Source organism: Paenibacillus sp. J22TS3 (genome assembly GCF_018403205.1).
In the GTDB taxonomy this organism is placed as follows: domain Bacteria; phylum Bacillota; class Bacilli; order Paenibacillales; family Paenibacillaceae; genus Fontibacillus; species Fontibacillus tuaregi.
Genome location: NZ_BOSF01000007.1, coordinates 62,816 through 88,042, shown reverse-complemented (window position 1 = coordinate 88,042; position 25,227 = coordinate 62,816). Strand labels below are relative to the sequence as shown.

The window sequence follows — 25,227 nt, the reverse complement described above, 5'->3', positions numbered from 1 at the left end:
CACCGCCAGGTCCAGGGACTGGCGGTGATTGATGTTTGTATTATTTTGCCGGGTCTTCAGGGAACTTGGCCGGGTCAAAATATTCATAAGCGAGGATAACTCCGTCCTTGTCCGTTTCAATAACGGTAAGTTTTTTTTCTGTAGCTTGGATTTCCGTACCGGAAGTTAACGCCCAAGCGTCAGCCCATTCAAAGCTTTCGCTTTTTTTCTTGCCGATCTCGGCATTCTTCATAGTATTTAAATAATAGTACACATGGCCTTCGGGTAATGATTCAAAACTCACTTTGTACATCCCAGGATGCTGTTGATTGTCAGAGAGTTCAATAGTTATCTCTTTCGAAAGGCCCTTTGAGCGCACGACTTGATCCTCACTAATCTTGAAGCTCTGATATCCGATGACTTCCTTGGTTGCTGTATTATAACTGATCACTGTGATGACATTACGGGAGTTCACAATAGAGATCGGATTGGCCTCGCTTAATATGTCTCCTTCCTCACCGGAATTCCATCCTAATGTACCGTTCTCATCCGAGTTGTAAGCCAGTCCTATTATAGCGGAAACGGGCTCGGCAGCGACCTGATATTTAAAGGCAGTCCCCTCAGGGTGCTCGCCAATTTTGGGCTGCGTCTTATTCCAGTTTCCTTCCTCGACACTCGGCTTTACAAAGCTGACGGTACTGTTCAGCCCCGGATTCTCCACCTCAACCTTCCGTACGATGGGGGAGATAACGTTGCCGGCAAGGTCGGTGACTCCGCTAACCTGAATTCCCGCATCTCCTGTAAAGAAGCTTGGCACAGAATACAGTCTGTTACCAATTGAGAATGTTTGTGGGAAGGTTAAAGTGACCTGCTTCTTATCGCCTGACAGAACAGCTGTAGATGCTTCTGGCAGGTTAGTGGAGCTAGCGGAATCCTTAACAAGCTTATAGGAAGACAGGTTAATGGCTGAAGTGTCACTTAGAGCTTCGGAAAAGCTTAAAAGTACGATGCTCTCACTACCTTTACGCTTAATTGAGAGCAGCTGGGGAGCCGTGGTGTCTGATGGTGGCGTATACCCGCCTCCACTGCTTGGGGGAGTATAGGTGCTTCCGGTACTTCCGGTATTGGAAGGAGGAACGACGGGCGGAGCCGGGAGCAGATTTCCTTTTTCAATAGTCACCGGTTTGTCGGTCTTCAATGTCTTCCCTGTTAAGGACTGCAGTCCATCTATAGAGACCGCGGGTTGATTGAGCAAATCCTGGCTGAGAGGCCCGTCGAAAATAATCGTAAGAACCTTCCCGTTTGTGGATAACCTGAACTGAGCCTTAATTTTATCGAGCGGTTTGCCGTTAATAAGGATCTTAGACAGGTCTACTTGGGAGGGCTGAAGGGAAGCGCTGAAGGTAAGGTTAAGCTCATGCTGTTCGGTTACAGAGGCGCTGAGAAGCTGGAGCGGATCGAGTTGAGTCTTGGTTTCATAACTTGACAGCACAAGATCATTACGATTGGCAGTTCCTGTCCAATTCATATTCGCCTGTTGTTTTAAAAGTTCCAGTCGCACTGCTAAGCCTACATAGCCTGCTGCCCAGTCACTAACCGTCCCTTTTATACTCAAATGTTCATTCTTAACGTCTAAGCCGAGGACGCGCACCAGGAATGCCGCAAGCTGCTCTTTGGTTACTGGGCCGCCCGGATTGAATGTATCAGCTTTGCCATCCCCATTCGTAATCCCCGCTTGCTTGAGCGCTTCGATATAGGGAAGAGCGTAGCCACTAGCAAAATCATCTGGCTTAACATCTTTAAAGCTGGAATTTTTAAGAGAAGTATCCACCTTCAAATTAAGGATAAGGGCTGCAACTTTGGCAAATTGCGCCCGGGTCATTGCATCGTTTAAGCCAAATCTGCTGTCCCCTAGCCCATCAAATATACCTGAACTGATCAAGGCATCAAATTTGGCTTTGGTCGCAGCATCCAGGTCTTTTAGATCCACGAAGTCCGCACTGGTCTTCGCATGAGTAAGCGAAGGGACTGACAAAGTAAGCAGAAGAGCAGCTGCTGCGGAATAGACAATCTTTTTCATTCAATCAACCTTTCTGTAAGTGATATTTCGTAATATTATAGTGGAATTTAAAAAAAAGTGGTATATGCCTTGTGATAAAAGTTATAGCACTAATCGATGGAATCATGTATATTGCCTCATTTCCTAGTTGTAACAATGGGTTGGATGTTGTATATTTAATGCAACTAATGCAAGCGAGCACTTGCTTGCATTAGTTATTTTTTCAGCATGGAGGTCGGTATTAATGGGTACACAACATATTCAAGGAGAACCGCGTGAGCGGATATTAAACGCAGCAGCTGAGCTGATTAGGCTCAGAGGTTTTAAAGCGGTAACAACTAAAGACTTGGCGAATTCAGCGCGGGTAAATGAAAGTACCATATTCCGCCAGTTTGGGAGCAAGATGAATGTGCTCAGCGCGTTAATCGAACGATTCTCTTATTATTCAGGGATGAAAGATGTCTACGAGCATCATATAACATGGAATTTGCGGGAAGACCTGTCCCGGTTCGCTACTGCTTACCAGCAGTTCATGCGGGAGAACAGCGCACTAGTTCTAATTGGCCTAAAAGAAGCAGGGGTGTTCCCTGAGTTGGATGAACGGATTGCCGGGGTTCCGAAGCAGACCAAAGAAATTCTTGCGTCATACTTAAACCAGATGTATGAGAAGGGCTATACTAAGCGGCTGGACTTTGAAGCGGTAGCCATGAGTTTTATTTGGTTGAATCTGGGGCATTTTCTTTCAAAATCTCTCTATGGAGATACAATCAGCCTGGTAACCGACGAGCAGTTTATTGGCTCCGGGGTGTGTGTTTTTGCGGATGGCCTGCAAAAGGGGGGAGAGTAACATGAAAATTGTTGACGTGATTATTGTCGGAGGTGGCCAGGCAGGCTTGGCTCTGGCCTATTACTTAAAGAAGAAAAACTTAAATTTTATCGTTCTGGAGGCCAATCCGGCTATTGGGGACAGCTGGAGAGACAGATACGACTCTCTGCGCTTGTTCACGCCAAGGAAATTCAGCAGTCTGCCGGGCCTAACCTTTCCAGGATCTCCTGGCGGCTGTCCAACCAAGGATGAGGCGGCCCGTTACCTAACGGATTATGCTGAATACTGGAACCTGCCAGTGAGAACTGGGATTAAGGTAGTGAAGATAGTGAAGGATAGTGAGGGATTTACCGTACATACCGATTCGGGGGATTTCTATTCACGTAATGTGGTAGCAGCAACTGGGCCGTTTCAGCAGCCCTATACACCAGCGTTCTCCAGCTGTCTTGATTCTGATGTTGTGCAGATCCATTCCTCCGGGTATAAGAATGAGACACAGCTTAAGCCGGGGAAAGTATTGATTGTGGGGGCTGGTAACTCGGGGGCACAGATCGCCGTGGAGTTGGCGGGAAGCCGGGAGGTCTATCTTTCTTATGGGGATAAGCTTTACTTCAAGCCATTGACCATCTTTCGCAAAAGCATATTCTGGTATTTTGACAAGCTTGGGTTAATTAAGGCCGGATTGAACACGAGAGTGGGCCGCTGGATGAAGAACCAGCCTGAAATTATATACGGGACTGAACTCAAATCACTGCTGCAGCAGAACAGGATTGTGTCAAAGGCGAGAGCAACAGAAGCCACAGGAACCACGATCGTATTCCAGGACAACAGCCAGCTTCAACCCGAAAATGTAATATGGGCAACCGGCTTTCGACTCAGCTATCCATGGCTGCAAATTCCAGGCGCTTTGGACGATCGGGGTTATCCGCTTCATGATCAGGGGATAAGCCCGGTCCCAGGACTTTATTTCCTCGGTCTTCCATGGCAGTCTTCCCGCGGTTCGGCGTTGATGGGCTGGGTTGGACGGGATGCCGCATATATTGCCAATCAGCTGTCCTAATGATTCGTGCTTGCAAGGATTAAGGGCTCTAGTCTGATTCTTGAGAAAGCGGTTTCTTTCTTATGTGAAGTATGTTATAAGAATAGCGTATGGACTTTTTTATAGAAATTCTAATCACACACAAATTTTTAACATCACTTTAGAGGAGATCAGGAAGTATTTCGAGACAAGCTGGAATACTATAAAGGATGAGGTGTGCACAGCTGCTGATATCAAATGGATTGTGAAGAGCGAGTCGTCCGCTGACAAACATGGACACCTATGCATGAGCATTTAAGCAAGCAGGAATTAACCACAATAGCACTCTGGGGGAATAAGCCATGTCAGAAATGAAATTTCGTACAGAGAAAGATTTTCTGGGAAGTAAAGAGGTTGAAATTCATGCCTACTATGGCATTCAAACACTGCGTGCAGTCGAGAATTTCCCGATTACCGGCTACGCGGTTCATCATGAGTTAATTAAGGCCATGGCCATTGTTAAGAAAGCAGCCGCTTTGGCCAACATGAAGATTGGCCGCTTGTATAAAGGCCATGGAGAGGTCATTGTTCAGGCTGCGGAGGAGATTATTCAAGGACAGTGGCTCGACCAGTTCATCGTTGATCCGATCCAAGGCGGGGCAGGGACTTCCCTGAACATGAATACAAACGAAGTGATTGCGAACCGGGCCCTGGAGTTGCTCGGCAGGGAGAAAGGGGATTATGCTTACCTAAGCCCCAATTCCCATGTGAACATGGCTCAGTCAACCAATGATGCTTTTCCAACCGCGATTCATATTGCGGTGCTGTCCTTGATGGAACAGCTTCTTGTGACAATGCGCAATATGCATCAGGTGTTCGTCAGCAAAGCCAATGAATTCGATCATGTGATTAAGATGGGACGGACCCATCTTCAGGATGCGGTACCTATCCGTCTCGGACAGGAATTTGAAGCTTATTACCGGGTACTGGAGCGCGATATTCTGCGGATTGAGAATTCAAGACAGCACCTGTATGAGGTGAACATGGGAGCCACGGCAGTCGGCACAGGTCTTAATGCTGATCCGAAGTACATCGAGCTGGTGGTTGAATATTTGGCTGACATTAGCGGATTTCCGCTTCAAACCGCGGTCCACCTGGTGGACGCGACACAGAATACGGACGCTTACACAGAGGTCTCCGCTGCCCTTAAGGTGTGCATGATGAATATGTCCAAAATCGCAAACGATCTGCGTCTGATGGCTTCGGGGCCGCGCGTCGGGTTCAACGAGATCTCCCTGCCTGCGAGGCAGCCTGGCTCCTCTATTATGCCAGGCAAGGTCAATCCAGTCATGGCCGAGGTCATTAACCAGGTTGCCTTCCAGGTTATCGGCAATGATCATACGATTTGTTTGGCTTCCTCTGCAGGGCAGCTTGAGCTTAACGTGATGGAGCCGGTACTGGTCTTTAATTTGATCCAATCCATCAGTATAATGAACAACTCCTTCCGCGTGTTCACCGAGTATTGCCTTGCTGGAATTGAGGCTAACAAGGAGAAGATGGCGGAGGATGTGGAGCGAAGCGTTGGCATTATCACCGCAGTGAACCCGCATCTGGGTTATGAGGTAGTATCGCGTATAGCGCGTGAGGCCATCCTTACCGGAGAATCTGTCCGGGCGCTGTGCATCAAATACAACGTGCTGACCGAGGAAGAATTGAATTTGATTCTTGATCCGTATGAGATGACCCATCCGGGAATCGCGGGCGCGGAAGTATTTTACCGGGATGAGCCGAGGAAATGACCACTAATGCTGTCGTGACAATATAAAGATTAAAGCAAAGAGACCCTTTATGCGGAATTCCGCATCAAAGGGTCTCTTTATTCGTTCCGGTTAAGTCCTTCGTGGTGTCATAAGCCGGAATTGCTGCTGCTGATTAATTAGCGATAAATTCCTGAACCCACTCACCGTTATAATAAGCCACACCAATCTTGGTATAGTTAGGGCTTAGAATATTCTGTTTGTGGCCCGGGCTGTTCATCCAGGCATTCATAACCTCTTGAGGTGTTTTTTGACCTTTTGCGATATTCTCGCCTGCATACGTATACTGGATTCCATACTGCTTCATCATATCGAACGGTGAGCCATAAGTAGGTGAAGTATGATCGAAGTAGCCTTTATTATACATGTCTTTCGCTTTATCCAGGGCCATGGAAGACAAAGCTTTATCCGCGGCAAGCGGCTTCACTCCGGCTTTGGCACGCTCTTGGTTGACCAGTGTGATGACCTGATTGGCATAAGCAGATTGGGAAGTTCCGCTGCTGGCCTGTCCGCTGGATGTATTTGTATTTGTCGTATTAGATGTGCCAGTTCCCGCTTGGCCAGACGTAGTTTTATTTGCTGAACCGCTATTAGTCTGATCTTTTGTGCCAGTGCCTGCTTGGTACTGTCTTGCCCACTGCTGAAGCAGGGCCTGCAGGGAGGCGTTCTGCTGAGTGCTGAACGTCCAGTACGTGGTGTTCTTGGTTGTGCCTGTGTCAGCGGCAGCTGATGCGGATGCTGCTCCAGCTCCCACAACCATGCTGAGTGCTAGTACTCCAGTGATCAGTTTTTTTCTAAAATGCATTCGTAAATCTCTCCTTTTCATAGCCTGCGAGGTTAGCTGTCGGATTAGGGTCAAAGAGGTAATCACCCTGCCAAAGAATAGTGGCTTCACCCCGGTAAATGGGTCCCCCGTGCTTGGTGTACAAGCTTCGGCTTAGTTAGATAGGGTCCATAATCCAGGCCATTAGGGCCTGCTATGAACCAGGTTCGATGAAATTGTAACATATTTGTTACTTTCGGTTCATTGCGCAAATGTTTCCACCTTATAATGAGCTATTTAATAAATTACATAAGATATTTCTAAATAAAATTTATCTTTCAACCGATATATTTTTGTTCGACAAATTTGAAAAAGGATGTAGAGAAATGAAACAAACCGTGCAGACCGTCTGGTTGCGGTGGCTAACGGCAATATCAGCCGTGATATTGCTGAACGCATGCTCATCGCAGCCGACACATCAGGCAGAACAAGATTTAAAGAAAACAAAAGTGGGGATCATGCTCTCGGATGTTGGGCTTGGGGATCAGAGCTTTAGTGATGCCGGATTCAATGGACTGGCCAAGGCCAGGGACGAGAAACGGATCATATTTGATTACAGGGAGCTTCAGGATACGAAGACTTATGAGGCCGGACTGGAGCAGCTCGTGCAAGAAGACAGCCAGCTTGTGATCGGGCTGGGATTTGCCATGAAGGAAAGCATGGAAAAAGTCGCAAAGAAGCACCCTGACCGCCAATTCCTTCTCGTTGACGAGAAGTCGGAGCTGCCGAACGTGGCATCCATGACCTTTAAAGAAGAAGAAGGAAGCTACCTCGCCGGAGTAGTTGCCGGACTTACCACACATACCGGAAATATCGGCTTTCTTGGTGGGGTGGACAATGCGCTTATACATAAATTTGAAGCCGGATTCCGTCAGGGGATTAAGGCGGTTAATCCGGAAGCTAACTTGACCACAACTTATGCCGGGGACTTCGGTAAGGCAGATCTAGGCATGAAGCTTGCGGATGAGATGATCGATAAGCATGATGTCGACATGATCTATACCGCCGCCGGATTTACCGGAGTTGGTGCGCTGCAGGAAGCGGAGAAGCGGAAGATTCACGGGATTGGGGTGGATACGGATCAGTTTTTTGTTGCGGAGAAAGCGGTGGTTACTTCCATGGTGAAGAACGTGGATGTGGCGCTGAACACAGCTGTGAAAGCTTTCGTGGACAATCAAGGTCATTTCAAAACAAAGGATATGGTGTTTGGCATCCAAGAGGGCGGTGTTGGCCTTGCCCAAATCAGGGCAATCCAGCTCAGTTCCGGGCAGATGGCAGCGATTGAAGAACAAAAACAGAAGCTGATCAAAGGCAGTATATCCGTCAAAACCAACTAAATTTGCGCACAGAAGGGGATTTACAGCATATGAAACTCCAAGGTAAATTGGTGCGCAATGCGATGATTTCACTTATCGCATCACTTGCACTAGTTGCTTATATTATTGTACAACTTCTCCGCATCAATGATCAGAATCAGGACCTTGTTCCCGCGATGCTGAATGTGGAGACTCTGAACGGGTATATGATCCAGGCAGGACAGGCAATTAACAACTATTCCACCTCCATGTCGGAGAGCAATAAGTCGGACGCGGTTAACCAGCTGAATCAGACAGCTAAGCTGCTGGCCACCCTTAATGCGGACATGTTGAAATCCGAAGAGGAGCAAGCGGTCTTGCATCGCATCAATGATAAATTCTCGAAGCTGAAGAAGGCTGCGGAGACGGCGATGAATACGAAGAACAGTGCCGATTCCAAGCGGGAATCGTTCCGGATTAAAGGGATTCAGAACGATGTGTATATGCTCAATCTTCAGACGAAGGCGAACTATGCCGCATATACCGACCAGTTAAGCCGGAGCATAAGACTAACCTGGCAGCTAGCCCTGGCTGGTGGTATTGTGCTGCTTATCGGTGTCGGGTTGTTCAATACAGTTGCGGCACGGCGGCTTGTTAAGCGGATTCGGGAGCTGAATGAAGCGGCAGGGCATATGGCTGAGGGCAATCTGACCATTAAGCTGCCAGAGAGCCAGGGCAAGGACGAGCTTAGTGAGCTGAATGCCTCCTTCCGGTTGATGATTGATAACCTTCGTTCTATTGTTATCTCTGTAGAGCGGGCTGGTGGGCAGGTTGTCCGGATGTCGAGGGATCTGGAGCAGAACAACCAGGTTATGCAGGAAGTGGTGGACCAGGTTGCCGTGTCAACCGAGGAGCTGGCCATAGGCAGTCAAAAAGTGGCCGAAGATCTCAGCGTAACCGTGTCGCTTGTGGATGAGATGCAAAGCAAATTCGAAGCAAATCTTGCTGATACGGCGCTCTCTGTTACGGACAGTCAAGAAGCGCTTGAAGTGATTGAGCAGGGAGGCAGCATCATGAAACAGCAGCTTCAGGTTGTTGCGGATAATCGTGCTGCTATTGCAAGGGTAGAGCATACCGTACAGGATCTTGAACAGCATACAGCGGAAATTACAAAGATGACCCACCTGGTATCGGAAATTTCAGCTCAGACAACATTATTGTCGCTTAACGCCTCCATTGAGGCAGCTAGGGCCGGCGAAGCTGGAAGAGGCTTCGCTGTAGTTGCTGGCGAGGTTAAGAAGCTGGCCGAGCAATCCGGTCAGGCCGTGCAGCAGATTTTCGCAGCTGTACAAGGAATTTCCTCCGCGATGGACAAGGTGAAAGATTCGGTCAGTCAGAGTCTCGAACTATCCAAGGACCAAGAATCTGCTGCTTCCCTAACTGGAGCTTCGTTCGAGGAGATAAGTGCTAAGGTCCAGCATATCGCTGCCCGGATAACAATTCTTGCCGAGGAGATGAATGCCTCACAGAAGATTACCGTGCAGGTACAGGACGCGACCCAGAACATCAGCGCCATTACAGAACAAGCGGCCGCGGGCAGTGAGGAAATTACGGCCTCAACGGTCGAACAGAAGCGTTCCTTCGAGCAGGCAGGAGAACAAGTCAGAAGAATGAGAGAGATTGGTGAAGAGCTTCAGGAGGAACTCAAAAAATTCAAAGTGGAGGCCTAAGCAGCGTCTGACTTCTTCCTACTGTAAGCAGAGGGATTCAGCCTCAGGTAACTGTACAGCGACCGGAAGAACAAGTAACATAAAGGGATGTCCGCTCCGGTGTCTTCAATATGAATGTTCAGAAAGAAGGTTGTTCCTTTGGCAAGGTCTTTATATTTTGCACTTATCCTGTTAAGCCTGATTTGGGGAGGTTCGTTCTTCTTCATTAAAAATCTGCTGAATGACTTCGGCCCTTGGGGAATCGCTTTTCTTCGATCCTCCTTCGGGTTCTTGCTCATTACAGCCGTGATGCTGATCATGCGGAAGCCTTTCGGCTTCCGCGATATCAGATGGCTGCCCACCTTTGCGGTGGCGATGGTCAATATGGCCGCCCCATGGACTCTCATTGGCTTCAGTGAGACCAGACTGGCGAGCAGTATGGCATCGGTCCTTAATGCAACAACTCCAATCTGGACGATGTTGGTCGGGCTCTTGTTCTTCGGGGCTGTCTTCCGGCGTATTCAATGGGCGGGCATGGGGGTAGCACTCGTTGGATTGATCATCCTGCTGGGTATCCGTCCCGGATCATTCATCAGCGTAGACCCTCTTGGGTTCGCCACCATGATTGCCGCAACCCTGTGTTATGCAGTTGGCACACAGCTGTCCAAGCGCTATCTTGGCGGACTAAGTATGTACCAGCTCACGTTTGGTACACTTCTTGGCGCTATGACTGGCAGCGGCATTCTGGCCTTTTCATTCGAAGGGGTGAACCTGGCCAGGGTCGCTGAGCCCGCGAACCTGTTCGGTCTATTGGGACTAGGCGTTTTCGGATCAGGTGTAGCTTATATTCTGTTCAACTATATGGTGCTCCGGGGCAGTCCAGAATTTGCAACATCGGTTACCTATCTGGTTCCCGCCACGGCAATGATTTGGGGCTACACGCTGCTTCATGAACCGATCGGCTGGAACCTGATCGCCGGGCTCGTGCTGATTCTGGCCGGAGTGTTCATTGCCAGCCGGAAGCCAGGCAGCCTGGGAAAACAGCTTCGTTCAGCGGAGTAAGGTTAACAAAAAAAGGGTAATCCAGGTCAGCTTCTCGATGCCTGGGTTACCCTTTTTTGTTCGTCCGATCATTTATCACAAATCAGTCAAATCCCGGATTGCCGATAGTCTAGTCTGCACGGATAGGCAAATTCATGATGGTGCTCAATCCTTGCTGAATTAGTCATTAATCTGACATTCAAGAATCGACGCTTCAATAGGAATTCCCTAACTGGGACATCCGTGATCTTCCCGGTTTACCCCCGTCCGCCCATGAAGCTCGGATATTTCGTCATGCCCCCATCGGCGAAGAGCGTTATCCCCGTTACATAGCTGGCTTCTTTAGACGCCAGCCAAGCGGCCACAGCTGCAATTTCCTCCGGCGCACCGATGTAGCCCATAGGAATCATGGAGACCACATCAGCCTTGGCTTTTGGGTCCGCAAATTTAGCGGCGTTAATGGGGGTGTTGATTGCGCCCGGACCGATCCCATTTACCCGGATTCCTTTGGGAGCGAACTCAAGGGCTAGCGTCTCGGTAAGCATTTTGATTCCACCTTTGCTTGCAGCGTAATGGACAAAATGCGGCCATGGAATTTGCTCATGGACACTGGACATGTTGATAATGGACCCTTTGATCCCTTTATCCAGCATGTAATGGATCGCTTCTCGGCTGCCTAGAAAGGCCCCCGTCAAGTTCACATTAATCACCTTGTTCCAGTCGTGAAGAGAGAGCTCGTCCGAGTCCACCTCGTTCTCCACACCGGCATTGTTTATATAGACGTCCAGGCTGCCAAATGATTTGTCAGCTGCCGCGACCAGCGCCTTCACATCCTCTTCCCGGGTAACGTCCCCTTGCACGGCGATGGCCTTGCCTCCGGCAGACTCAATATCTTGGACCAGTTGTTCCAAAGTCTTGTCTTCCCTGATGTAGTTAATGACCACATTGGCTTTCTCCTGGCCAAACCGAAGAGCCATAGCTTTGCCTATGCCTGTTGATGCGCCAGTGATGACTACCGTTTTTCCCTGAAGATCTGTGTACATGAATTATGCATCTCCTTCGGTTAACGTTTGGTGAAGCCCATCATAACTCCGCCTGCGATAATCAGGCAGCATCCTACAATTACAAACACCATCTGCCGCCTGGATTTCTTCTCCCCCAAGAAGAAGATCCCTCCAAGTGTTGAGATGATGATACCGGTCTGTGACAGGGAGAAGCTTGTTGCTTGTCCAATATGGGGAAGCGACAGCAGCAAGCCTAAATTGCCGATTCCCCACCATAGTCCCGTAATGATATTCCGCACCATATACTTATTAAACGGGCGATGCCTGTAAGTTAAGAGCAGGGTTCCTGCTGTAATTCCGATCCCTTGAGGGAGAACGGCTGACCAGCCGTTGATATCGTACCAACGAATGAGGCTCACGTAGACCAGATAGCCCAGCGTGGATAACAATAGTATTCCGGTACCATGGCCCATTGCGGCTTTCTTGTCGTTGCCCGGATTATCCTTATCACGAACAACGGTGAATACCGCACCGGCAATAATACAGATAATTGCGGCAGAGCCCAGTATAATGGTGAACATGGAGCTCCATTCATGGAATACCAGAACCCCAATTAACGCAGTGGCTACCAGCTGCATTCCCGTTGATAGAGGAACCGTCCGTGAGACGCCCAGATACTGAACGGCACGGAGCTGGTTGCTCTGACCTACCGACCAGAACAGACCGGAAACAATGCCTACAGTCCAGATTAAGGGGGACATGGGAGGACTCTTAAATACATAAAGAAGGACAGAGAAGATCAGTGCTCCGAAGCCGGTTCCCAGAACCTGGCTGTAAGCGTCTCCCCCGAGTTTGGAATTGAAAAAAACAATACTTCCCCAGCACACGGCCGGCAAAAGAGCCAGTAGCAAATACATGACCGGTTTCCTTTCTTCTAGGCAGGGTTTCAGTACAGAACTAATGTGTTACATCTCTTTGGAACTTATACCCTTAAATGAAGCGAATTTAACATTTGTAGTTATTTAGAACAAAATCACTTCCGAAATAACACCATTAACCACAAAAAAAAGCAGCACGCCGTGTACTATAGACACAGCGCGCTGCTTCAACAAATGATTCTACCGCTTTTTGATTAGCAAATACATAAAGTATGGGGCGCCAATCAGGGCTGCCATTATTCCTGCCGGAACCCCATCCGGGTCCGCTAGATTCCGGCCGATCGTATCCGCCATCACAAGCAGCCAGCCCCCGCTCAAGACCGCAACCGGGATGGACAATTGGTTGCGTGGGCCGACCAAAGCTCTGGCGATATGCGGAGCCATTAATCCGATGAAGGCAATCCCTCCGGTTACAGCCACTGCGGAAGAAGCTAAGGCAACAGCGGCTATCAGCAGAAGGATACGTTCCCTCTCTACAGGCACCCCTACACTGATGGATACTGGCTCGTCCAGGTTGAGGAGGTTAAGCTGGCCTGCTTTATACAGGGTGAAAGGCAGGAGGACAAGCAGCCATGGCAGCAAAGCCCAGATGAAAGGCCAGTCTGCCCCCCAAATGTTTCCTGCCAGCCATTTGGATATAAAGTCCACTTTCTGACGGTCGGCTGAGGAAATAATGACGATCATAACTCCAGAGAGGGCCATGGAGAAGCCGACACCGGTAAGCACCAGCCGGACAGGCTGAAGACCGGCGGATCTCCGGTAAGCCAGCCAGTAGATTAATGTGGCGGCTGCCAGGCCGCCGAGAAAGGCTGCAAAGGGAAGTACATAGGCCAGAGAGCCAACCTCTGTGGAAAAGAACAAAAAGAATACGGAAATCGCCACACCGGCGCCTGAATTAATTCCCACGATGCCGGGGTCTGCAAGATCATTGCGTGTAACTCCTTGGAGAATGGCTCCCGACAGGGCCAGTGCCATACCGGACAACAGGCAGATTATAATCCGGGGCAGGCGGACAGAGAACAACACAAAATCCTCAGCAAAAGTGCCCTGCCCAAACAGTGTGGGCAGAAGCCGGCTGAAGGAGAGGGAGGAGTAGCCAATTCCCATACCCGCAATGATGGTGGCTATAATCAGCACAAGCAGTCCGCCGATGACTTTAGCCTGTTTTTTATGTAGGTTTAGATTGGGATTCATTTCAGCACTTTGCCTCCTTTACGCACGATAATCAGGAAAAATGGCAGTCCCAGTATGGCTATAATGGCCGCCACCGGGGTTTCGTAAGGGGGGTGAAGCGTACGTCCGATCGTGTCTGCGGCGAGCATGAATGCCGCCCCCAGTATGGCGGATACCGGAATGATATGCCGGTAGTCCCTGCCAACAATAGACCGCACGATATGCGGAATCATCAGTCCTACAAAAGCCAGGTTGCCTACCAGAGCAACCGAGGCTCCAGCCAGGAGGATGATGATCACAAAGAGGATTCCCTTGATATAAACGGTTCTTTGTCCCAGCCCTGCGGCTACCTCCTCATTCAAGCTTAGAACGGTAAGCTGCTTGGATAGAACCATGGAAGCCAGTGTTCCGGCAAGAATAACGGGGGCAATCGCACCAACCTGCTCCCAAGTGGTCCCCATCAGCCCGCCGGCTGTCCACATGGAGACGTCCTTGGATATTTTGAACAGAAGGGCAACCCCTTCGCCAAGGGCGTATAGAAAGGCGGTGACCGCGGCTCCGGCAAGCACGATCCGCAATGGGGAGAAGCCTCCTTTCTGGGTGGCGGCAATCCCGAACACCATCAGGGCACCCGCCGCGGCTCCAATGAAACAAGCCGCCATAATGCCAAGATAGCCGGCCGAGGGCAAGAAAGCCAAGGTAAAGGCCAGAGCCGCATTTGCCCCTGTCGTCAGGCCGAGCAGACTCGGGTCGGCCAGCGGATTTCGGGTGATTCCCTGCATGATGGCTCCGGACACCGCGAGCGCAGCGCCGACCAGCATCCCGGCGACCTCGCGGGGCAGCCGAATCTCCCGGATCATCGAGAGTGTTTCAGTGACCTCTCTGGAGGTAAGCGCCATCCATACATCCTTCAAGGAGGTATCGGCAGCCCCTAACACGATAGCCAGAATAAACATACAGACAAAGATGGCAATGGAGCACAGAAGCTTTATGACGAATAATAGCGAACGTTTTTTCGAATGATTCATCTGCTGTTATCTCCCGAGAAATTTCGAGATGAAGAAGTTAAGCTGATAGTCCAGCGTCATTGCATCATTGAAATAAAATTGTTTGGCATTGGCTTCAAAGACCCGGTTATTTTTGACAGCAGGAATATTCTTGTAGGTGTTTGTATTCTGGAAGGAGGTATCTCCATCCGTGTTTTTGCTGAAAATAACATAGTCACCGGCATACTGCGGAAGCACCTCGGCAGAGAGCGCATAATAACCGTCCTTTAAAGCCATCTCCTTCACTTTGTCAGGCATCTTCAGCTTCATAGCCTGGTATATAATCTCAGTGCCGCGTCCCCAGTTGTCGCCAAAAACATACAGCTGCTTATCAAAATTCTCGATAACGGATACCGTTGAGTTCTCGCCAATCTTAGCCTTAATTTCTTTACCCGCCTCTTCGGCACGTTTCTTGAAGTCTTCCACCCAAGCCGCCGCTTCTTTCTCCTTGTTTAGGAGCTTGCCGATCTCGATGTATTGGGTAAGGTAGTCAACTTTACCGTAAGTATACGTAACGGTAGGCGCGATCTGCTTAAGCTTGTCTAGATTCTTACTGGTGGAGCTGCCGATAATCAGATCGGGCTTCAGCTCGATAATCTTCTCGAGGCTTTCATCCGAAACTTCCGGCACGTCCTTAAGTTTGTCAGCGAAGAGGGGATTCTGTTTGGACCAGGAATCCACACCGACCATGTTCACATTTAGAGTAAGCAGATCCCCGGTATAGGCAGTCAGAACCACAACACGCTGAGGATTTGCAGGCACCTGCACAGGACCGTTTTCGGATTGGTATGTAATAGTGGAAGCGGTGGCTTCCTTAGAGGTATCAGGAGTCTGAGCAGATCCGGACGTATTATTGCAAGCACTTATCACCAGCAGAACAATCAATAGAAGAGGGGCCGACCATTTTTTCATCATAAGAGTCTCCTTTAAAATAAAGTAATTGATATTCATTTAATGATAATGATTATCAGTATCAACAAATGATACTTTAAATCGATCTATGAGCAAAGTCAATATTTTTTTGCGGAAGCAGCTTAAGAAAAATGTTCTACTAAGCACTTGTCTGCTCGTTGTGCAAACACCATGGGTCGTGCTATAATACAGACCGAACGTTCAGTATTATTGTGAACTCTCTATTCTGATACTTGCTGGAGGCTTTTTAACATGTCATTGTTTACCAAAAACCGGGGTGCGCTGCTGCTGTTGATGCTTAATATTTTTCTTGTCTTTACCGGAATAGGCCTCGTTATTCCGATTATGCCTACGTATATGAACGAGCTGCATATAAACGGCAGCATGGTTGGACTGCTGGTGGCCGCTTTCTCGGCGACTCAGCTTATCTTCTCACCGCTTGCGGGCAGACTTTCGGATTCCTTGGGCCGGAAGAAAATGATCGTATCCGGAATGGTTATATTTGCTTGCTCCGAGCTGCTGTTTGGTGTGGTGAGTACATCACCGCTGCTGTTCCTGTCAAGGATGCTGGGAGGTATAGGTGCCGCATTTATCATGCCTGCTGTCATGGCTTATACGGCAGATATGACAACCTCAGAAGAACGTGCCAAGGGTATGGGCTTTATTAACGCGGCAATCACTACCGGATTCATTATAGGACCAGGAATCGGGGGTTTTATTGCGGAGTATGGGATTAGAGTACCGTTCTATGCCGCATTTGCGGCAGCAGGAATCGCTGCAGTGATCACACAGCTTGTGCTTCCTGAGTCTTTAACTTCCCAGATGAGAGAGGATGCCAAGGCTAAGAGCCTGGGCGTCAAGCAGAATTTGCTCGCACAGCTGGTTCAATCCGTACGGGAGCCCTACTTTTTGAGTCTGGTTATTGTGTTCGTCATGTCATTTGGACTCGCTAATTATGAAACGGTATTTGGTCTCTTTGTTGACCATAAATTTGGATTCACACCAAGTGATATCGCATTTATCATAACTTTCGGTTCCATCTCGGGCGCGGTGGTTCAGGCAACGGTCTTCGGCTGGATTCTCAATCGTTTCGGGGAAAAGCTTGTAATTTCAACCTGTTTGGTAACCTCATCTTTGTTCGTACTATTGACTTTATGGGTTCAGAGCTATTGGATGATTGTCGTTGTTACGTTTATTGTGTTCCTGTCCATTGATATTCTTCGTCCTGCTATCGGTACCCAAATGTCCAAGCTGGCTGAAGAGCAGCAGGGCTTTGTGGCCGGATTGAATTCGGCCTACACCAGTCTTGGCAACATTATAGGCCCGGTGGTCGCGGGTTATCTGTTTGATAAAGACATTAATTTTCCGTACATCTCGGCGGCATTGGTCCTTGCATTAAGCTTTGTTCTGTCTCTTCTTGCCGGCAGAGGCAAGAGATCGGCTGCTCATACTTCAACTTCATATTCCGATTAAGGAGAATTTATGGTTTAATTTAATCAAGTGTTAAAGAACTAAAGTTTAGACCCTTTGGATTGAATTTAACTGTATATGAGCTGACTACAAGTAATCGGAGATGAAGTTATTGAACAAGAAACAGCTGCAAAGTGAGAGTACCAAGAAGAAGGTCGCGGATTGCGCCCGGGCTCTGTTTGTCCGCAAAGGATATGCGGGAACATCCATTGAGGATATTGTATCCGAGACAGGCAGCAGTAAAGGAAATATTTATTATCACTTCAAGAGCAAGGAAGGGCTCTTTCTGTATCTGATTGATGAATGGGAAAGGGACTGGGATCAGAAGTGGCGGGAGAAAGAGGTTCATTACCACTCGATCAAGGAGAAGATGTACGGCTTCGCTGAGCACATGGTCCTTGAAGATTTGAACCACCCTTTAACCAAGGCGGCTCAGGAGTTTTTCAACAACGATCAGATGGAGCATGATATTGAAGAGCGCATTTCCAAGCTGCTTTCATGCCATGTTGAATTCAACAAGCAGCTGATTAAGGAAGTGCTCGGAGACACGCATCTAAGTGAAGATCAGATACATGGCCTTTCCGTAATTTTTGAAGGGTTGTTCATCGGCCTCAATCAGATGTCCAGGAAACTGAACGTGGATGAGGCACTGGCTCTTTATAAGCAGTCTATAGATGTCTTTCTTTATGGCATTGAGAACAGCAAATAAATGGAATGACACATTAGAGTCCTTGATGGCCGGATCGGCCTCCAAGGGCTTTTTTTGGCGTGAACAAATGATGGCGGGTGGCGGACCCAGTTAATGGAATGTGTGAAGCTCATTATGGAGGGTAATTGACTTATAAAGTTAAGTGCTAGTGTTTGGAGAGATGGTTATAGGGGAGGAAAACAAATGCAGTGGAAAGGGAGAAGAGAAAGCTCGAATGTTGAAGACCGCAGGGGGATGAGCGGCAAGACCATGCTGGGAGGCGGCATCGGCGGCATTATTATTGTACTTCTGGTTACGCTGCTTGGAGGGAATTCCGGAGATCTGCTGAATCAAATCACGGGGACGGTTACTGGAACGAATGCACCCTACGAAGCCACCCAGGAAGAGCAGGAGCTTAAGGAATTTGTATCCGTGGTCCTGGCAGACACCGAGGATGTATGGTCGGACATCTTTAAGCAAAGAGGCATGACATATGAAAATCCGACTCTTGTGATTTATAGCGGCAGCGTGCAGTCCGCTTGCGGAACAGCTGGTTCTTCCGTGGGTCCCTTCTACTGCCCGGGTGACCGCAAGCTGTATATTGATCTTAGCTTCTATGACGAGCTTAAGCAGAAATTTAAGGCACCGGGCGACTTCGCCATGGCCTATGTGGTTGCTCACGAAGTGGGTCATCATGTGCAGACTTTGCTGGGAACATCGGATAAAGTTATGCCGCAGAGGGAGAAAGTGAGTGAAGCGGAATACAACAAATATTCAGTCAGATTTGAGCTTCAAGCGGATTATTATGCGGGAGTATGGGCCAAGCACGATCAGGGTAAGGGCGTGCTTGAAGAGGGAGACATTGAAGAAGCACTGACAGCGGCAAGCGCGGTTGGGGACGATACACTGCAGAAGCAGGCCCAGGGCTATGTGGTGCCCGAGAGCTTCACCCACGGAACCTCAGAGCAGAGGAAGCGCTGGTTCTATAAAGGATATCAGAACGGAACTATTGAAGGCGGAGATACCTTCCATGCAGCGCAATTGTGATTGATGAACCAAGGGACTCATGGAGTCAAGTGTACAGAAGCCTGGTTGCGGTAATGAAATAGAGCCAAGGAACGGCCTGTGTTAATCAGGGCGGATTCCTTGGCTCTACTTTGCTAACTGTAAACAGCCTTGTTTACGAACGAAGAGTCTAATGGGAAGTTAGTTTCTTGATTTGCTTCTCGGCATTTGAGTCCAGAAGTCCCCCATGGTAACAAATCACTTTGCGCACGGGCAGCTCTGCGAATTTGCTTAGGGATTCCGTAGCCAGCTTCAAATCCGGTGTCATCTTCGGATTAGGGCCGTGCAGCTCCCCGTCTTGAAGAATCATGGCATCACCGGCAATGAGTGTCTGGCTTGGCTCATGGTACAGGCTGAGATGACCCGGGGTATGCCCGGGAGTATGAATAACCAGAAGCCCGCCTCCATAAGGGAGACGCTCGTTATCCTTAATCATTCTGCTAATCTTCGGACGGGTACTTGGCGAGAAAACCTGCTCAAATTGAATACGGTCTTCCTCGGTCAATGAGCTGAGCAGCGTTGCACGGCGTTCGGAGCTCACCTTAATCAGCGGCTTGATCCCTTCAATATATGGGGCATCCTCTTCATGGGCTAGGATCTCCAGATTTCCGGCAGAACCGATAAACTGCGGAAGACTGCCAATGTGATCAATATCCTGGTGAGTTAATATAATCGTGTCCAGGGCGTGTACATCGATTCCCTCGCTTGTCATCTGCTTAAGAATCATATCCCGGCTTCCAGGCATTCCCGTGTCAATCAGAACGGTGTGTTCACGGTCATAAATAACTACCGGGTGAATGGTCATGGTCGTGTCCCCTGCCGGGTAGACCAGATCCAGCATAGCAATACCTTCAGAAATTCTCATTATACACCAAGACTGGAAACAGCCTTGACTCACCTCCCTAATGCTTAAAATCCCTGCTGTTAGAAAAACGTGTGTTCATTATATGACTCCTGGGTTTTCGGTGTCAATTTTACCAAGTTGGCAGGGATTTGCCAAAGACGAAGTAGGGCTTGGCCAGAATAACGGGTCATCAGCCTACTGGCGTCAGGCGAAGAGCAAATGGAGATGGAGACAGGGCCTAACCGCTGCGCGGTGCATGATAACTAATTTAATCCAAAGCACTAATGAAATTATTTCAATTTTTACGTAGGGTAACTATAATAAATAAGCGAGCACGCTTCAGACGTGTTCGCTTATTTTGCCGGGTCATGTATAATTCTTACGCCCAAAGCAGCGTGGATCTCTTCCTTATAACTGCATGCCGGGCACGATTTACTGCTGCTTATGGAATCATAGGATGCGGTTAACGTTCCGCCGCACTTCGGACATTTATGTTCGAACAAAGATTTAAGTTTATTCAACAGGATTACCACCTATTTCTGATGAAATTACTTGGTTTTAATTATAACTTATTTTTTGTTTTTCGTACAGCAGAAAAATACAAAAGGAGGGAGGGTTACTGTGGATTTCTTTTTGAATTTGACCATGATTGGATTAGGGTTTTTTGGCTCCTTCTTCTCTGGTCTACTCGGGATTGGGGGAGCCATAATCAATTACCCTCTGCTCTTATTTATACCTGCCGGATTAGGGCTCGCACATTTTAACGCACAGGAAGTTTCTTCGATCAGCATGTTTCAGGTGTTCTTTGCTTCCCTTGCGGGTGTGATTACTTATTATGTGGGGAACAAGCTTGGCAGTAGAACTCAAGAAGCTAAGGTGCATACCGGGCTTGTGCTTTATATGGGAATCAGCATACTCATTGGCAGTCTTGCCGGCGCAGCCATCTCCAAGTATTTGAGCAGTGAATCCATTAACCTGATCTATGGGATACTAGCGGTCGTAGCCGTGGTTCTCATGCTTATTCCTGCTAGAGGCGTACCGGAATTATCAGAGGCGGGAACAATTCAATTCAACAAAATTATTGCGGCGTCCTCAGCACTTATCGTGGGCATTGTATCCGGAATCGTCGGAGCGGGTGGAGCTTTTATGCTCATCCCCATTATGCTCACAGTGCTTCGCATCCCAACCAAAACTACGATTGCTACTTCACTTGCGATTGTGCTCATCTCCGCGATCGGGGGGGTGGCAGGGAAGATCACAGCGGGGCATATTCTCCTATGGCCCACATTATTCACGATTGTGGGAAGCTTGATGGGGGCCCCTTTGGGTACAAGGGTAAGTGCAAGAATCAATGGCGCTTACCTCCGTTATGTATTGGTAGTGCTTATCTCTGCAACGGCAATTAAAATTTGGAGCTCTATTATCTTGTAATGACTATACGCATGTCAAATGTGCTTGCCGGCAAGCGGGATGTCTTTGTATAATACCTATACGGGTATTATGTATGATGATGTATTTTTACGAGGAGGAAATGATCCATGGGATTTAAAATTGATAAAGAAATATCGGCACAGGAACTATGGGAACGGTTGAAGAGGGGAGAAAAGCCTGTCATTGTAGATGTTCGTGAGCCAGCGGAGTGGGACGGGGGACATATCGAAGCAGCCAAGCATATTCCGCTTGGCGAACTGCTTGAGCGCACGGGTGAGCTTGATCCGAAACAGGAGACGATTCTGGTATGCCGAAGCGGCAACCGCAGTGGTCTGGCATATGAGATGCTGAAGGAAAAGGGCTTCAAGGTGGTTAATATGACCGGCGGCATGAACGCTTGGAATGGGGATCTGGCTTAAATAAAGTGAACCCATAGCTTGGAGGGAGGCTGGAGATGCTTGTTCTGATTATACTTGCTGCGGCTTCTACACTCTGGTATATCCGAGGCATATGGCCTGTTAAAGGGTTGTCTTATATCGATCCGGATACACTGCGCCAGGCAGATAGCAAAGGGGATCAGAAGCTGGTGGATGTGCGGGATGCCTATGATTTTCAGAAGTGCCACCTGCAGGGGGCTATTAATATTTCGATTGGTCGGCTGCCTTTTGTATGGAGGAAAGAGATTTCTTCCGGGGATTCGGTTGTCATTCTGGCTGATAGCCTTCGGAAGAGCAGGAAAGCAGCGAGAATCCTGAGAAAGAACGGGTTTGAAAATCTCAAAGCTCTGCGGGGCAGTTTATGTGATAATAGAACACCTTGAATTACACGTTAAAGCCGGTCCTTTAGGGACTGGCTTTTGTTGATTAATCAGGCTTGCGAAGCTGGATAGACATGGAATATAATTTACTTACCGGTCGGTAAGTGAAAAAGGAGTGGAAATATGCATACTTATGAGCAAATTTTACAAACAGCTTATATGCTTTTTGCGCGCAATGGTTACGAGAAAACGAGTTTGTCCATGATTGCCAAGGAAGTTGGAATATCCAAGCCGGCGATTTATTATCATTTTCCATCGAAGGAAGCGTTATTTACGGTTTTGCTTGATGCCGTTTGTGAGGAAATCCGGTTTGAGAAATATTTTAACCCGGCCGAGTTCACGGCGGATAACTTCACTGAGAAGCTGATCAGCTGTGGATTGAAGATGATTCAGGATCAGCGGGAGAACACAGAATACTCGCTTTTGATGAAGGAATTCATGATTCAGAGCACGCGGGATCATCAGATCCTGATCACGGTACAGGGTGTCATTGAATCCTACCTGAAGGGATTTGAGAATCTGCTGCGGTGGGGGGGGGCATTGGGTGTTCTAAGCGAAGAGGGAATTAGGACGAAGGCCGAAATGCTCACGCTTGCCATTGATCAGATGGATAACTACATGACATTGGGCATTCAGCTGGATTACGAGGCACTATGGCGACATTTGGTGAGTCAGATTAACCGCTAAGGAGAATGAACGAATGGGTGCTGAGAGAATTACAGGCCTGGATTTGGCCAGGGCACTGTCCATTTTCGGAATGATTATTGTGAATTTTAAGATTTCTATGATGGCGGATCAAGGGGGACCGAACTGGCTAATCGGTCTGGCAGGGCTATTCGAAGGAAGGGCATCTGCTGTGTTTGTTGTATTGGCTGGCTTCGGCTTCACCTTAATGACTCGAAGAGCAAGGGCAGGCGAGCAGAAGGAGCTGTCCGGCATTCGGCGTGTAATATGGAAGAGGTCGGTTTATCTTGCTCTGCTGGGCAGCCTGCTGCTGTGGTTTGGCTGGACTGCGGATATTCTGCACTACTATGCTGTGTTTTTGTTTATGGCTTCCTTTCTGATCCGGGCACAAAACTGGTTACTCGCGATGCTGGCAGGGGGGCTTGTGGTTGGCGGACAGCTGCTTCAATTCATGATGGATTACACCAGAGGGTGGGATGGAGTGTTTCATACGTATACGGAATTGTGGACGCTGCCAGGGTTTCTCCGTAATCTTGGATTTAATGGCTTTCACCCGGTGGTTCCATGGTTTGCTTTCTTCCTTATGGGGATGCTGCTTGGCCGCAGCCGCCTCTCCAATATGAAGATTAGGAGAACCTGGATGCTGGGATCTCTCGCTGCCCTGTGCGCAGTGGAAACTCTGTCTATATTCGCGATGAAGATAGGTGAAGGGTACATTGGCAGGGAAGCGGTGGTGTATTTGTTCCAGACGAAGCCGATGCCGCCTAATTTTTGTTATATGATCTCGTCGATGAGTTCGGCAATTGTCTTTATTCTGTTCTGTATGGCTGTAACTGAATTCAGCCCGGCCCGCCGCTTGGTTGGAGTTTTGATCCGCACGGGGCAGATGGCTCTGACCCATTATGTTATGCATATCATTATCGGACTGGGTATCCTTGAGTTATTGGGGATTCTCGAGAACGGATCACTTTCGTTTGCGGTCATTTATTCAGTAGGATATTTTATTGTGGTGGTCTTCCTCTCCGTATTCTGGGGAGCACGGTTCACTCGTGGGCCGCTTGAAGCTGTCATGAGAAAGTTATAAGCCCAATTCTCTCGAATTGGGTCAAGACGAGATTCAAGATCTGTTAAAGCCTGTGTTACCCGGCAAACGGATTAGAACTGCTCAATTGCTTTCCGGGAAACCAAGCAATGAATGCATAACTAAGTCCGCGCATGATTGGCCGTCCAATCGCACACACTTTGGTTGATACTACATGTGAGGAGTGTGCCTATCTATGACGAAGGATCAGGAGATACTGCAAAGTATACGTAAACTGGCCAAGCCTCTTCATAGCGGGGATTCGGTGAAGGGGCTCGTGGAGCGGGCTGGAAGGGCATCATTTGTGCTTCTGGGAGAAGCTTCTCACGGAACTTCCGAGTTCTATACCCAGCGTGCAGAGCTCACCAAGAAGCTGATTCAGGAGAAAGGTTTCCGGTTCATAGCAGTTGAGGGGGATTGGCCCGCCTGCTATACCTTAAATCGGTATGTGAAGGGGTATGTTGGTACCGAGACAGATATAGGGGAAGGGTTAAAGGACTTTAACCGTTGGCCCAGCTGGATGTGGGCGAACCGGGAGATCAGGGAGCTGGCCGGATGGCTGCGCGATTACAATCAGAACAAGGCGGACGAGGATAAGGTCGGTTTTTATGGAATTGATGTGTACAGCTTATGGGAATCTATGGATGAGATCCTGAGGTATTTGAGTGGGCGGGATTCCGCCGATCTGGAGGCGGCTAAAAAGGCTTTTGCCTGCTTTGAGCCCTTCAGCAGAGATGAACAGTCTTACGGCGTATCGGCATCTCTATATGGGGAGGGATGTGAGGACGAAGTCGTAGCGCTTCTTGGTAGACTTCAGGACCGATGGAAGGCTGCTCATCCCGAAGACCGTGAGAGTGCGCTGAGTTTAGAGCTTAACGCCATGGCGGTTAAGGGGGCGGAGGACTACTACCGGACCATGATCCGGCATGATTCGGAGTCTTGGAACATCCGGGACCGTCATATGGTCCAGGCGCTTGAGAAGCTGATGAAATTCCACGGGCCGGATTGTCGTGCAGTAGTGTGGGAGCACAATACACACATTGGTGATGCCCGCGCCACGGACATGGCTGGGGAAGGGATGGTGAACGTAGGTCAGCTTCTAAGGGAGAAGTACGGCGAGAAAGTCTACGCCGTCGGACTGGGAACCTATCAAGGGACTGTGATAGCAGGAAGTTCCTGGGGGGCTCCTTTGAAGGAAATGCGGGTTCCCGAGGCTATCCCGTCGAGCTGGGAAGAGCTGCTGCACCGGGATTCCGCGGAGGATAAGCTGCTTATGCTTGAGAAGGATGACCCTGTATTGAGCAGTGTTGAGGTGGGACATCGGGCAATTGGCGTCGTATATCATCCCGACTGGGAGCGTGGCAATTATGTACCTTCTCTCATTGCCAGGAGATATGATGCCTTTATCTATATCGACAGGACCAAAGCATTGTCCCCGTTAACCACAGACCGTGTGCAGGCCTAGGTGAGGCCATACAAGCGGCTGCATATAACGCTTGCGACCCAA

Annotated in this window: 24 protein-coding genes and 1 riboswitch; of the genes, 15 read left to right on the top strand and 9 right to left on the bottom strand. The window is 48.8% G+C overall.

Annotation, left to right across the window (positions count from 1 at the left end; translation table 11 throughout):
- Positions 1–40: 40 nt before the first annotated feature.
- On the bottom strand, positions 41–2,059 hold the full coding sequence (locus KJS63_RS20285) for an S-layer homology domain-containing protein (protein ID WP_213620792.1): 2,019 nt from the start codon (positions 2,057–2,059) through the stop codon (positions 41–43).
- Between the two features lie 223 nt (positions 2,060–2,282).
- Here KJS63_RS20285 and KJS63_RS20280 point away from each other — a divergent pair, with 223 nt between their 5' ends.
- The 3 genes from KJS63_RS20280 to aspA all read left to right on the top strand — a co-directional run bounded on the left by KJS63_RS20280 (position 2,283) and on the right by aspA (position 5,681).
- Complete coding sequence (locus KJS63_RS20280; RefSeq protein ID WP_213620791.1) at positions 2,283–2,885, top strand: TetR/AcrR family transcriptional regulator; 603 nt, start codon at positions 2,283–2,285, stop codon at positions 2,883–2,885.
- 1 nt (position 2,886) lies between these two features.
- Positions 2,887–3,924, top strand: coding sequence for a flavin-containing monooxygenase (locus KJS63_RS20275; protein WP_213620790.1), 1,038 nt, complete (start codon positions 2,887–2,889; stop codon positions 3,922–3,924).
- Positions 3,925–4,244: 320 nt separating this feature from the next.
- Complete coding sequence (gene aspA / locus KJS63_RS20270; protein WP_213620789.1) at positions 4,245–5,681, top strand: aspartate ammonia-lyase; 1,437 nt, start codon at positions 4,245–4,247, stop codon at positions 5,679–5,681.
- A 133-nt stretch (positions 5,682–5,814) separates the two neighbouring features.
- Here the strand turns inward: aspA and KJS63_RS20265 are convergent, their stop codons facing one another.
- Positions 5,815–6,504, bottom strand: a complete 690-nt coding sequence (locus KJS63_RS20265; RefSeq protein ID WP_244862702.1) for a CAP domain-containing protein — start codon at positions 6,502–6,504, stop codon at positions 5,815–5,817.
- Between the two features lie 6 nt (positions 6,505–6,510).
- Positions 6,511–6,647, bottom strand: a riboswitch (cyclic di-AMP (ydaO/yuaA leader).
- A gap of 201 nt (positions 6,648–6,848) precedes the next feature.
- Between KJS63_RS20265 and KJS63_RS20260 the strand changes: the two genes are divergently transcribed.
- The 3 genes from KJS63_RS20260 to KJS63_RS20250 all read left to right on the top strand — a co-directional run bounded on the left by KJS63_RS20260 (position 6,849) and on the right by KJS63_RS20250 (position 10,588).
- Positions 6,849–7,859, top strand: a complete 1,011-nt coding sequence (locus KJS63_RS20260) for a BMP family lipoprotein (protein WP_213620788.1) — start codon at positions 6,849–6,851, stop codon at positions 7,857–7,859.
- Positions 7,860–7,888: 29 nt separating this feature from the next.
- A complete protein-coding gene (locus tag KJS63_RS20255; protein WP_213620787.1) occupies positions 7,889–9,547 on the top strand; it encodes a methyl-accepting chemotaxis protein in 1,659 nt (552 codons plus the stop codon).
- A 138-nt stretch (positions 9,548–9,685) separates the two neighbouring features.
- The gene (locus KJS63_RS20250) at positions 9,686–10,588 is read left to right on the top strand and encodes a DMT family transporter (protein ID WP_213620786.1); all 903 of its coding nucleotides are present in this window, start codon (positions 9,686–9,688) and stop codon (positions 10,586–10,588) included.
- Between the two features lie 236 nt (positions 10,589–10,824).
- Here the strand turns inward: KJS63_RS20250 and KJS63_RS20245 are convergent, their stop codons facing one another.
- From KJS63_RS20245 to KJS63_RS20225, 5 genes are all read right to left on the bottom strand, one after another.
- The gene (locus tag KJS63_RS20245) at positions 10,825–11,610 is read right to left on the bottom strand and encodes a glucose-1-dehydrogenase (RefSeq protein ID WP_068618585.1); all 786 of its coding nucleotides are present in this window, start codon (positions 11,608–11,610) and stop codon (positions 10,825–10,827) included.
- Between the two features lie 20 nt (positions 11,611–11,630).
- Entirely contained in the window at positions 11,631–12,488 is an 858-nt protein-coding gene (locus KJS63_RS20240) for a GRP family sugar transporter (protein WP_213620785.1), read from the bottom strand.
- Between the two features lie 201 nt (positions 12,489–12,689).
- On the bottom strand, positions 12,690–13,703 hold the full coding sequence (locus KJS63_RS20235) for a FecCD family ABC transporter permease (RefSeq protein WP_213620784.1): 1,014 nt from the start codon (positions 13,701–13,703) through the stop codon (positions 12,690–12,692).
- Positions 13,700–14,710 (bottom strand): FecCD family ABC transporter permease, encoded by a 1,011-nt coding sequence (locus KJS63_RS20230; RefSeq protein WP_213620783.1) that lies wholly within the window; start codon positions 14,708–14,710, stop codon positions 13,700–13,702. The genes KJS63_RS20235 and KJS63_RS20230 overlap by 4 nt, the downstream gene beginning before the upstream one ends.
- 6 nt (positions 14,711–14,716) lie before the next feature.
- Entirely contained in the window at positions 14,717–15,640 is a 924-nt protein-coding gene (locus KJS63_RS20225; RefSeq protein ID WP_213620938.1) for an iron-hydroxamate ABC transporter substrate-binding protein, read from the bottom strand.
- Between the two features lie 252 nt (positions 15,641–15,892).
- On the opposite strand from KJS63_RS20225, the gene KJS63_RS20220 reads away from it, so the two are divergent.
- From KJS63_RS20220 to ypfJ, 3 genes are all read left to right on the top strand, one after another.
- Complete coding sequence (locus KJS63_RS20220) at positions 15,893–17,113, top strand: MFS transporter (protein ID WP_068618576.1); 1,221 nt, start codon at positions 15,893–15,895, stop codon at positions 17,111–17,113.
- Between the two features lie 109 nt (positions 17,114–17,222).
- Positions 17,223–17,819 carry a TetR/AcrR family transcriptional regulator gene (locus KJS63_RS20215; protein WP_068618574.1) on the top strand — a complete coding sequence of 199 codons (597 nt, stop codon included), beginning with the start codon at positions 17,223–17,225 and terminating at the stop codon, positions 17,817–17,819.
- 183 nt (positions 17,820–18,002) lie between these two features.
- Positions 18,003–18,845, top strand: a complete 843-nt coding sequence (gene ypfJ, locus KJS63_RS20210; RefSeq protein WP_213620782.1) for a KPN_02809 family neutral zinc metallopeptidase — start codon at positions 18,003–18,005, stop codon at positions 18,843–18,845.
- Positions 18,846–18,993: 148 nt separating this feature from the next.
- On the opposite strand, the gene KJS63_RS20205 is transcribed toward ypfJ, so the two are convergent.
- The gene (locus KJS63_RS20205; protein ID WP_244862701.1) at positions 18,994–19,704 is read right to left on the bottom strand and encodes an MBL fold metallo-hydrolase; all 711 of its coding nucleotides are present in this window, start codon (positions 19,702–19,704) and stop codon (positions 18,994–18,996) included.
- A 356-nt stretch (positions 19,705–20,060) separates the two neighbouring features.
- The gene (locus KJS63_RS20200) at positions 20,061–20,228 is read right to left on the bottom strand and encodes a hypothetical protein (RefSeq protein WP_213620780.1); all 168 of its coding nucleotides are present in this window, start codon (positions 20,226–20,228) and stop codon (positions 20,061–20,063) included.
- A 100-nt stretch (positions 20,229–20,328) separates the two neighbouring features.
- On the opposite strand from KJS63_RS20200, the gene KJS63_RS20195 reads away from it, so the two are divergent.
- The 6 genes from KJS63_RS20195 to KJS63_RS20170 all read left to right on the top strand — a co-directional run bounded on the left by KJS63_RS20195 (position 20,329) and on the right by KJS63_RS20170 (position 25,185).
- Entirely contained in the window at positions 20,329–21,138 is an 810-nt protein-coding gene (locus tag KJS63_RS20195) for a sulfite exporter TauE/SafE family protein (protein WP_244862700.1), read from the top strand.
- Positions 21,139–21,245: 107 nt separating this feature from the next.
- Positions 21,246–21,557, top strand: coding sequence for a rhodanese-like domain-containing protein (locus tag KJS63_RS20190; RefSeq protein WP_213620779.1), 312 nt, complete (start codon positions 21,246–21,248; stop codon positions 21,555–21,557).
- Between the two features lie 35 nt (positions 21,558–21,592).
- Positions 21,593–21,958 (top strand): rhodanese-like domain-containing protein, encoded by a 366-nt coding sequence (locus KJS63_RS20185; protein WP_213620778.1) that lies wholly within the window; start codon positions 21,593–21,595, stop codon positions 21,956–21,958.
- A gap of 120 nt (positions 21,959–22,078) precedes the next feature.
- Positions 22,079–22,642 (top strand): TetR/AcrR family transcriptional regulator, encoded by a 564-nt coding sequence (locus KJS63_RS20180; RefSeq protein ID WP_213620777.1) that lies wholly within the window; start codon positions 22,079–22,081, stop codon positions 22,640–22,642.
- Between the two features lie 13 nt (positions 22,643–22,655).
- The gene (locus KJS63_RS20175; RefSeq protein ID WP_213620776.1) at positions 22,656–23,723 is read left to right on the top strand and encodes a DUF418 domain-containing protein; all 1,068 of its coding nucleotides are present in this window, start codon (positions 22,656–22,658) and stop codon (positions 23,721–23,723) included.
- Positions 23,724–23,916: 193 nt separating this feature from the next.
- The gene (locus KJS63_RS20170) at positions 23,917–25,185 is read left to right on the top strand and encodes an erythromycin esterase family protein (protein WP_213620775.1); all 1,269 of its coding nucleotides are present in this window, start codon (positions 23,917–23,919) and stop codon (positions 25,183–25,185) included.
- Positions 25,186–25,227: the final 42 nt, after the last annotated feature.

Coding starts and splice junctions, on each gene's coding strand:
- KJS63_RS20235 (WP_213620784.1), bottom strand. CDS start 13,703: ATGAATCCCAATCTAAACCTACATAAAAAACAGGCTAAAGTCATCGGC.
- KJS63_RS20265 (WP_244862702.1), bottom strand. CDS start 6,504: ATGCATTTTAGAAAAAAACTGATCACTGGAGTACTAGCACTCAGCATG.
- KJS63_RS20240 (WP_213620785.1), bottom strand. CDS start 12,488: ATGTATTTGCTACTGGCTCTTTTGCCGGCCGTGTGCTGGGGAAGTATT.
- KJS63_RS20180 (WP_213620777.1), top strand. CDS start 22,079: ATGCATACTTATGAGCAAATTTTACAAACAGCTTATATGCTTTTTGCG.
- KJS63_RS20260 (WP_213620788.1), top strand. CDS start 6,849: ATGAAACAAACCGTGCAGACCGTCTGGTTGCGGTGGCTAACGGCAATA.
- KJS63_RS20220 (WP_068618576.1), top strand. CDS start 15,893: ATGTCATTGTTTACCAAAAACCGGGGTGCGCTGCTGCTGTTGATGCTT.
- KJS63_RS20185 (WP_213620778.1), top strand. CDS start 21,593: ATGCTTGTTCTGATTATACTTGCTGCGGCTTCTACACTCTGGTATATC.
- ypfJ (WP_213620782.1), top strand. CDS start 18,003: ATGCAGTGGAAAGGGAGAAGAGAAAGCTCGAATGTTGAAGACCGCAGG.
- aspA (WP_213620789.1), top strand. CDS start 4,245: ATGTCAGAAATGAAATTTCGTACAGAGAAAGATTTTCTGGGAAGTAAA.
- KJS63_RS20225 (WP_213620938.1), bottom strand. CDS start 15,640: ATGAAAAAATGGTCGGCCCCTCTTCTATTGATTGTTCTGCTGGTGATA.
- KJS63_RS20280 (WP_213620791.1), top strand. CDS start 2,283: ATGGGTACACAACATATTCAAGGAGAACCGCGTGAGCGGATATTAAAC.
- KJS63_RS20245 (WP_068618585.1), bottom strand. CDS start 11,610: ATGTACACAGATCTTCAGGGAAAAACGGTAGTCATCACTGGCGCATCA.
- KJS63_RS20205 (WP_244862701.1), bottom strand. CDS start 19,704: ATGCTGGATCTGGTCTACCCGGCAGGGGACACGACCATGACCATTCAC.
- KJS63_RS20190 (WP_213620779.1), top strand. CDS start 21,246: ATGGGATTTAAAATTGATAAAGAAATATCGGCACAGGAACTATGGGAA.
- KJS63_RS20170 (WP_213620775.1), top strand. CDS start 23,917: ATGACGAAGGATCAGGAGATACTGCAAAGTATACGTAAACTGGCCAAG.
- KJS63_RS20255 (WP_213620787.1), top strand. CDS start 7,889: ATGAAACTCCAAGGTAAATTGGTGCGCAATGCGATGATTTCACTTATC.
- KJS63_RS20175 (WP_213620776.1), top strand. CDS start 22,656: ATGGGTGCTGAGAGAATTACAGGCCTGGATTTGGCCAGGGCACTGTCC.
- KJS63_RS20230 (WP_213620783.1), bottom strand. CDS start 14,710: ATGAATCATTCGAAAAAACGTTCGCTATTATTCGTCATAAAGCTTCTG.
- KJS63_RS20285 (WP_213620792.1), bottom strand. CDS start 2,059: ATGAAAAAGATTGTCTATTCCGCAGCAGCTGCTCTTCTGCTTACTTTG.
- KJS63_RS20275 (WP_213620790.1), top strand. CDS start 2,887: ATGAAAATTGTTGACGTGATTATTGTCGGAGGTGGCCAGGCAGGCTTG.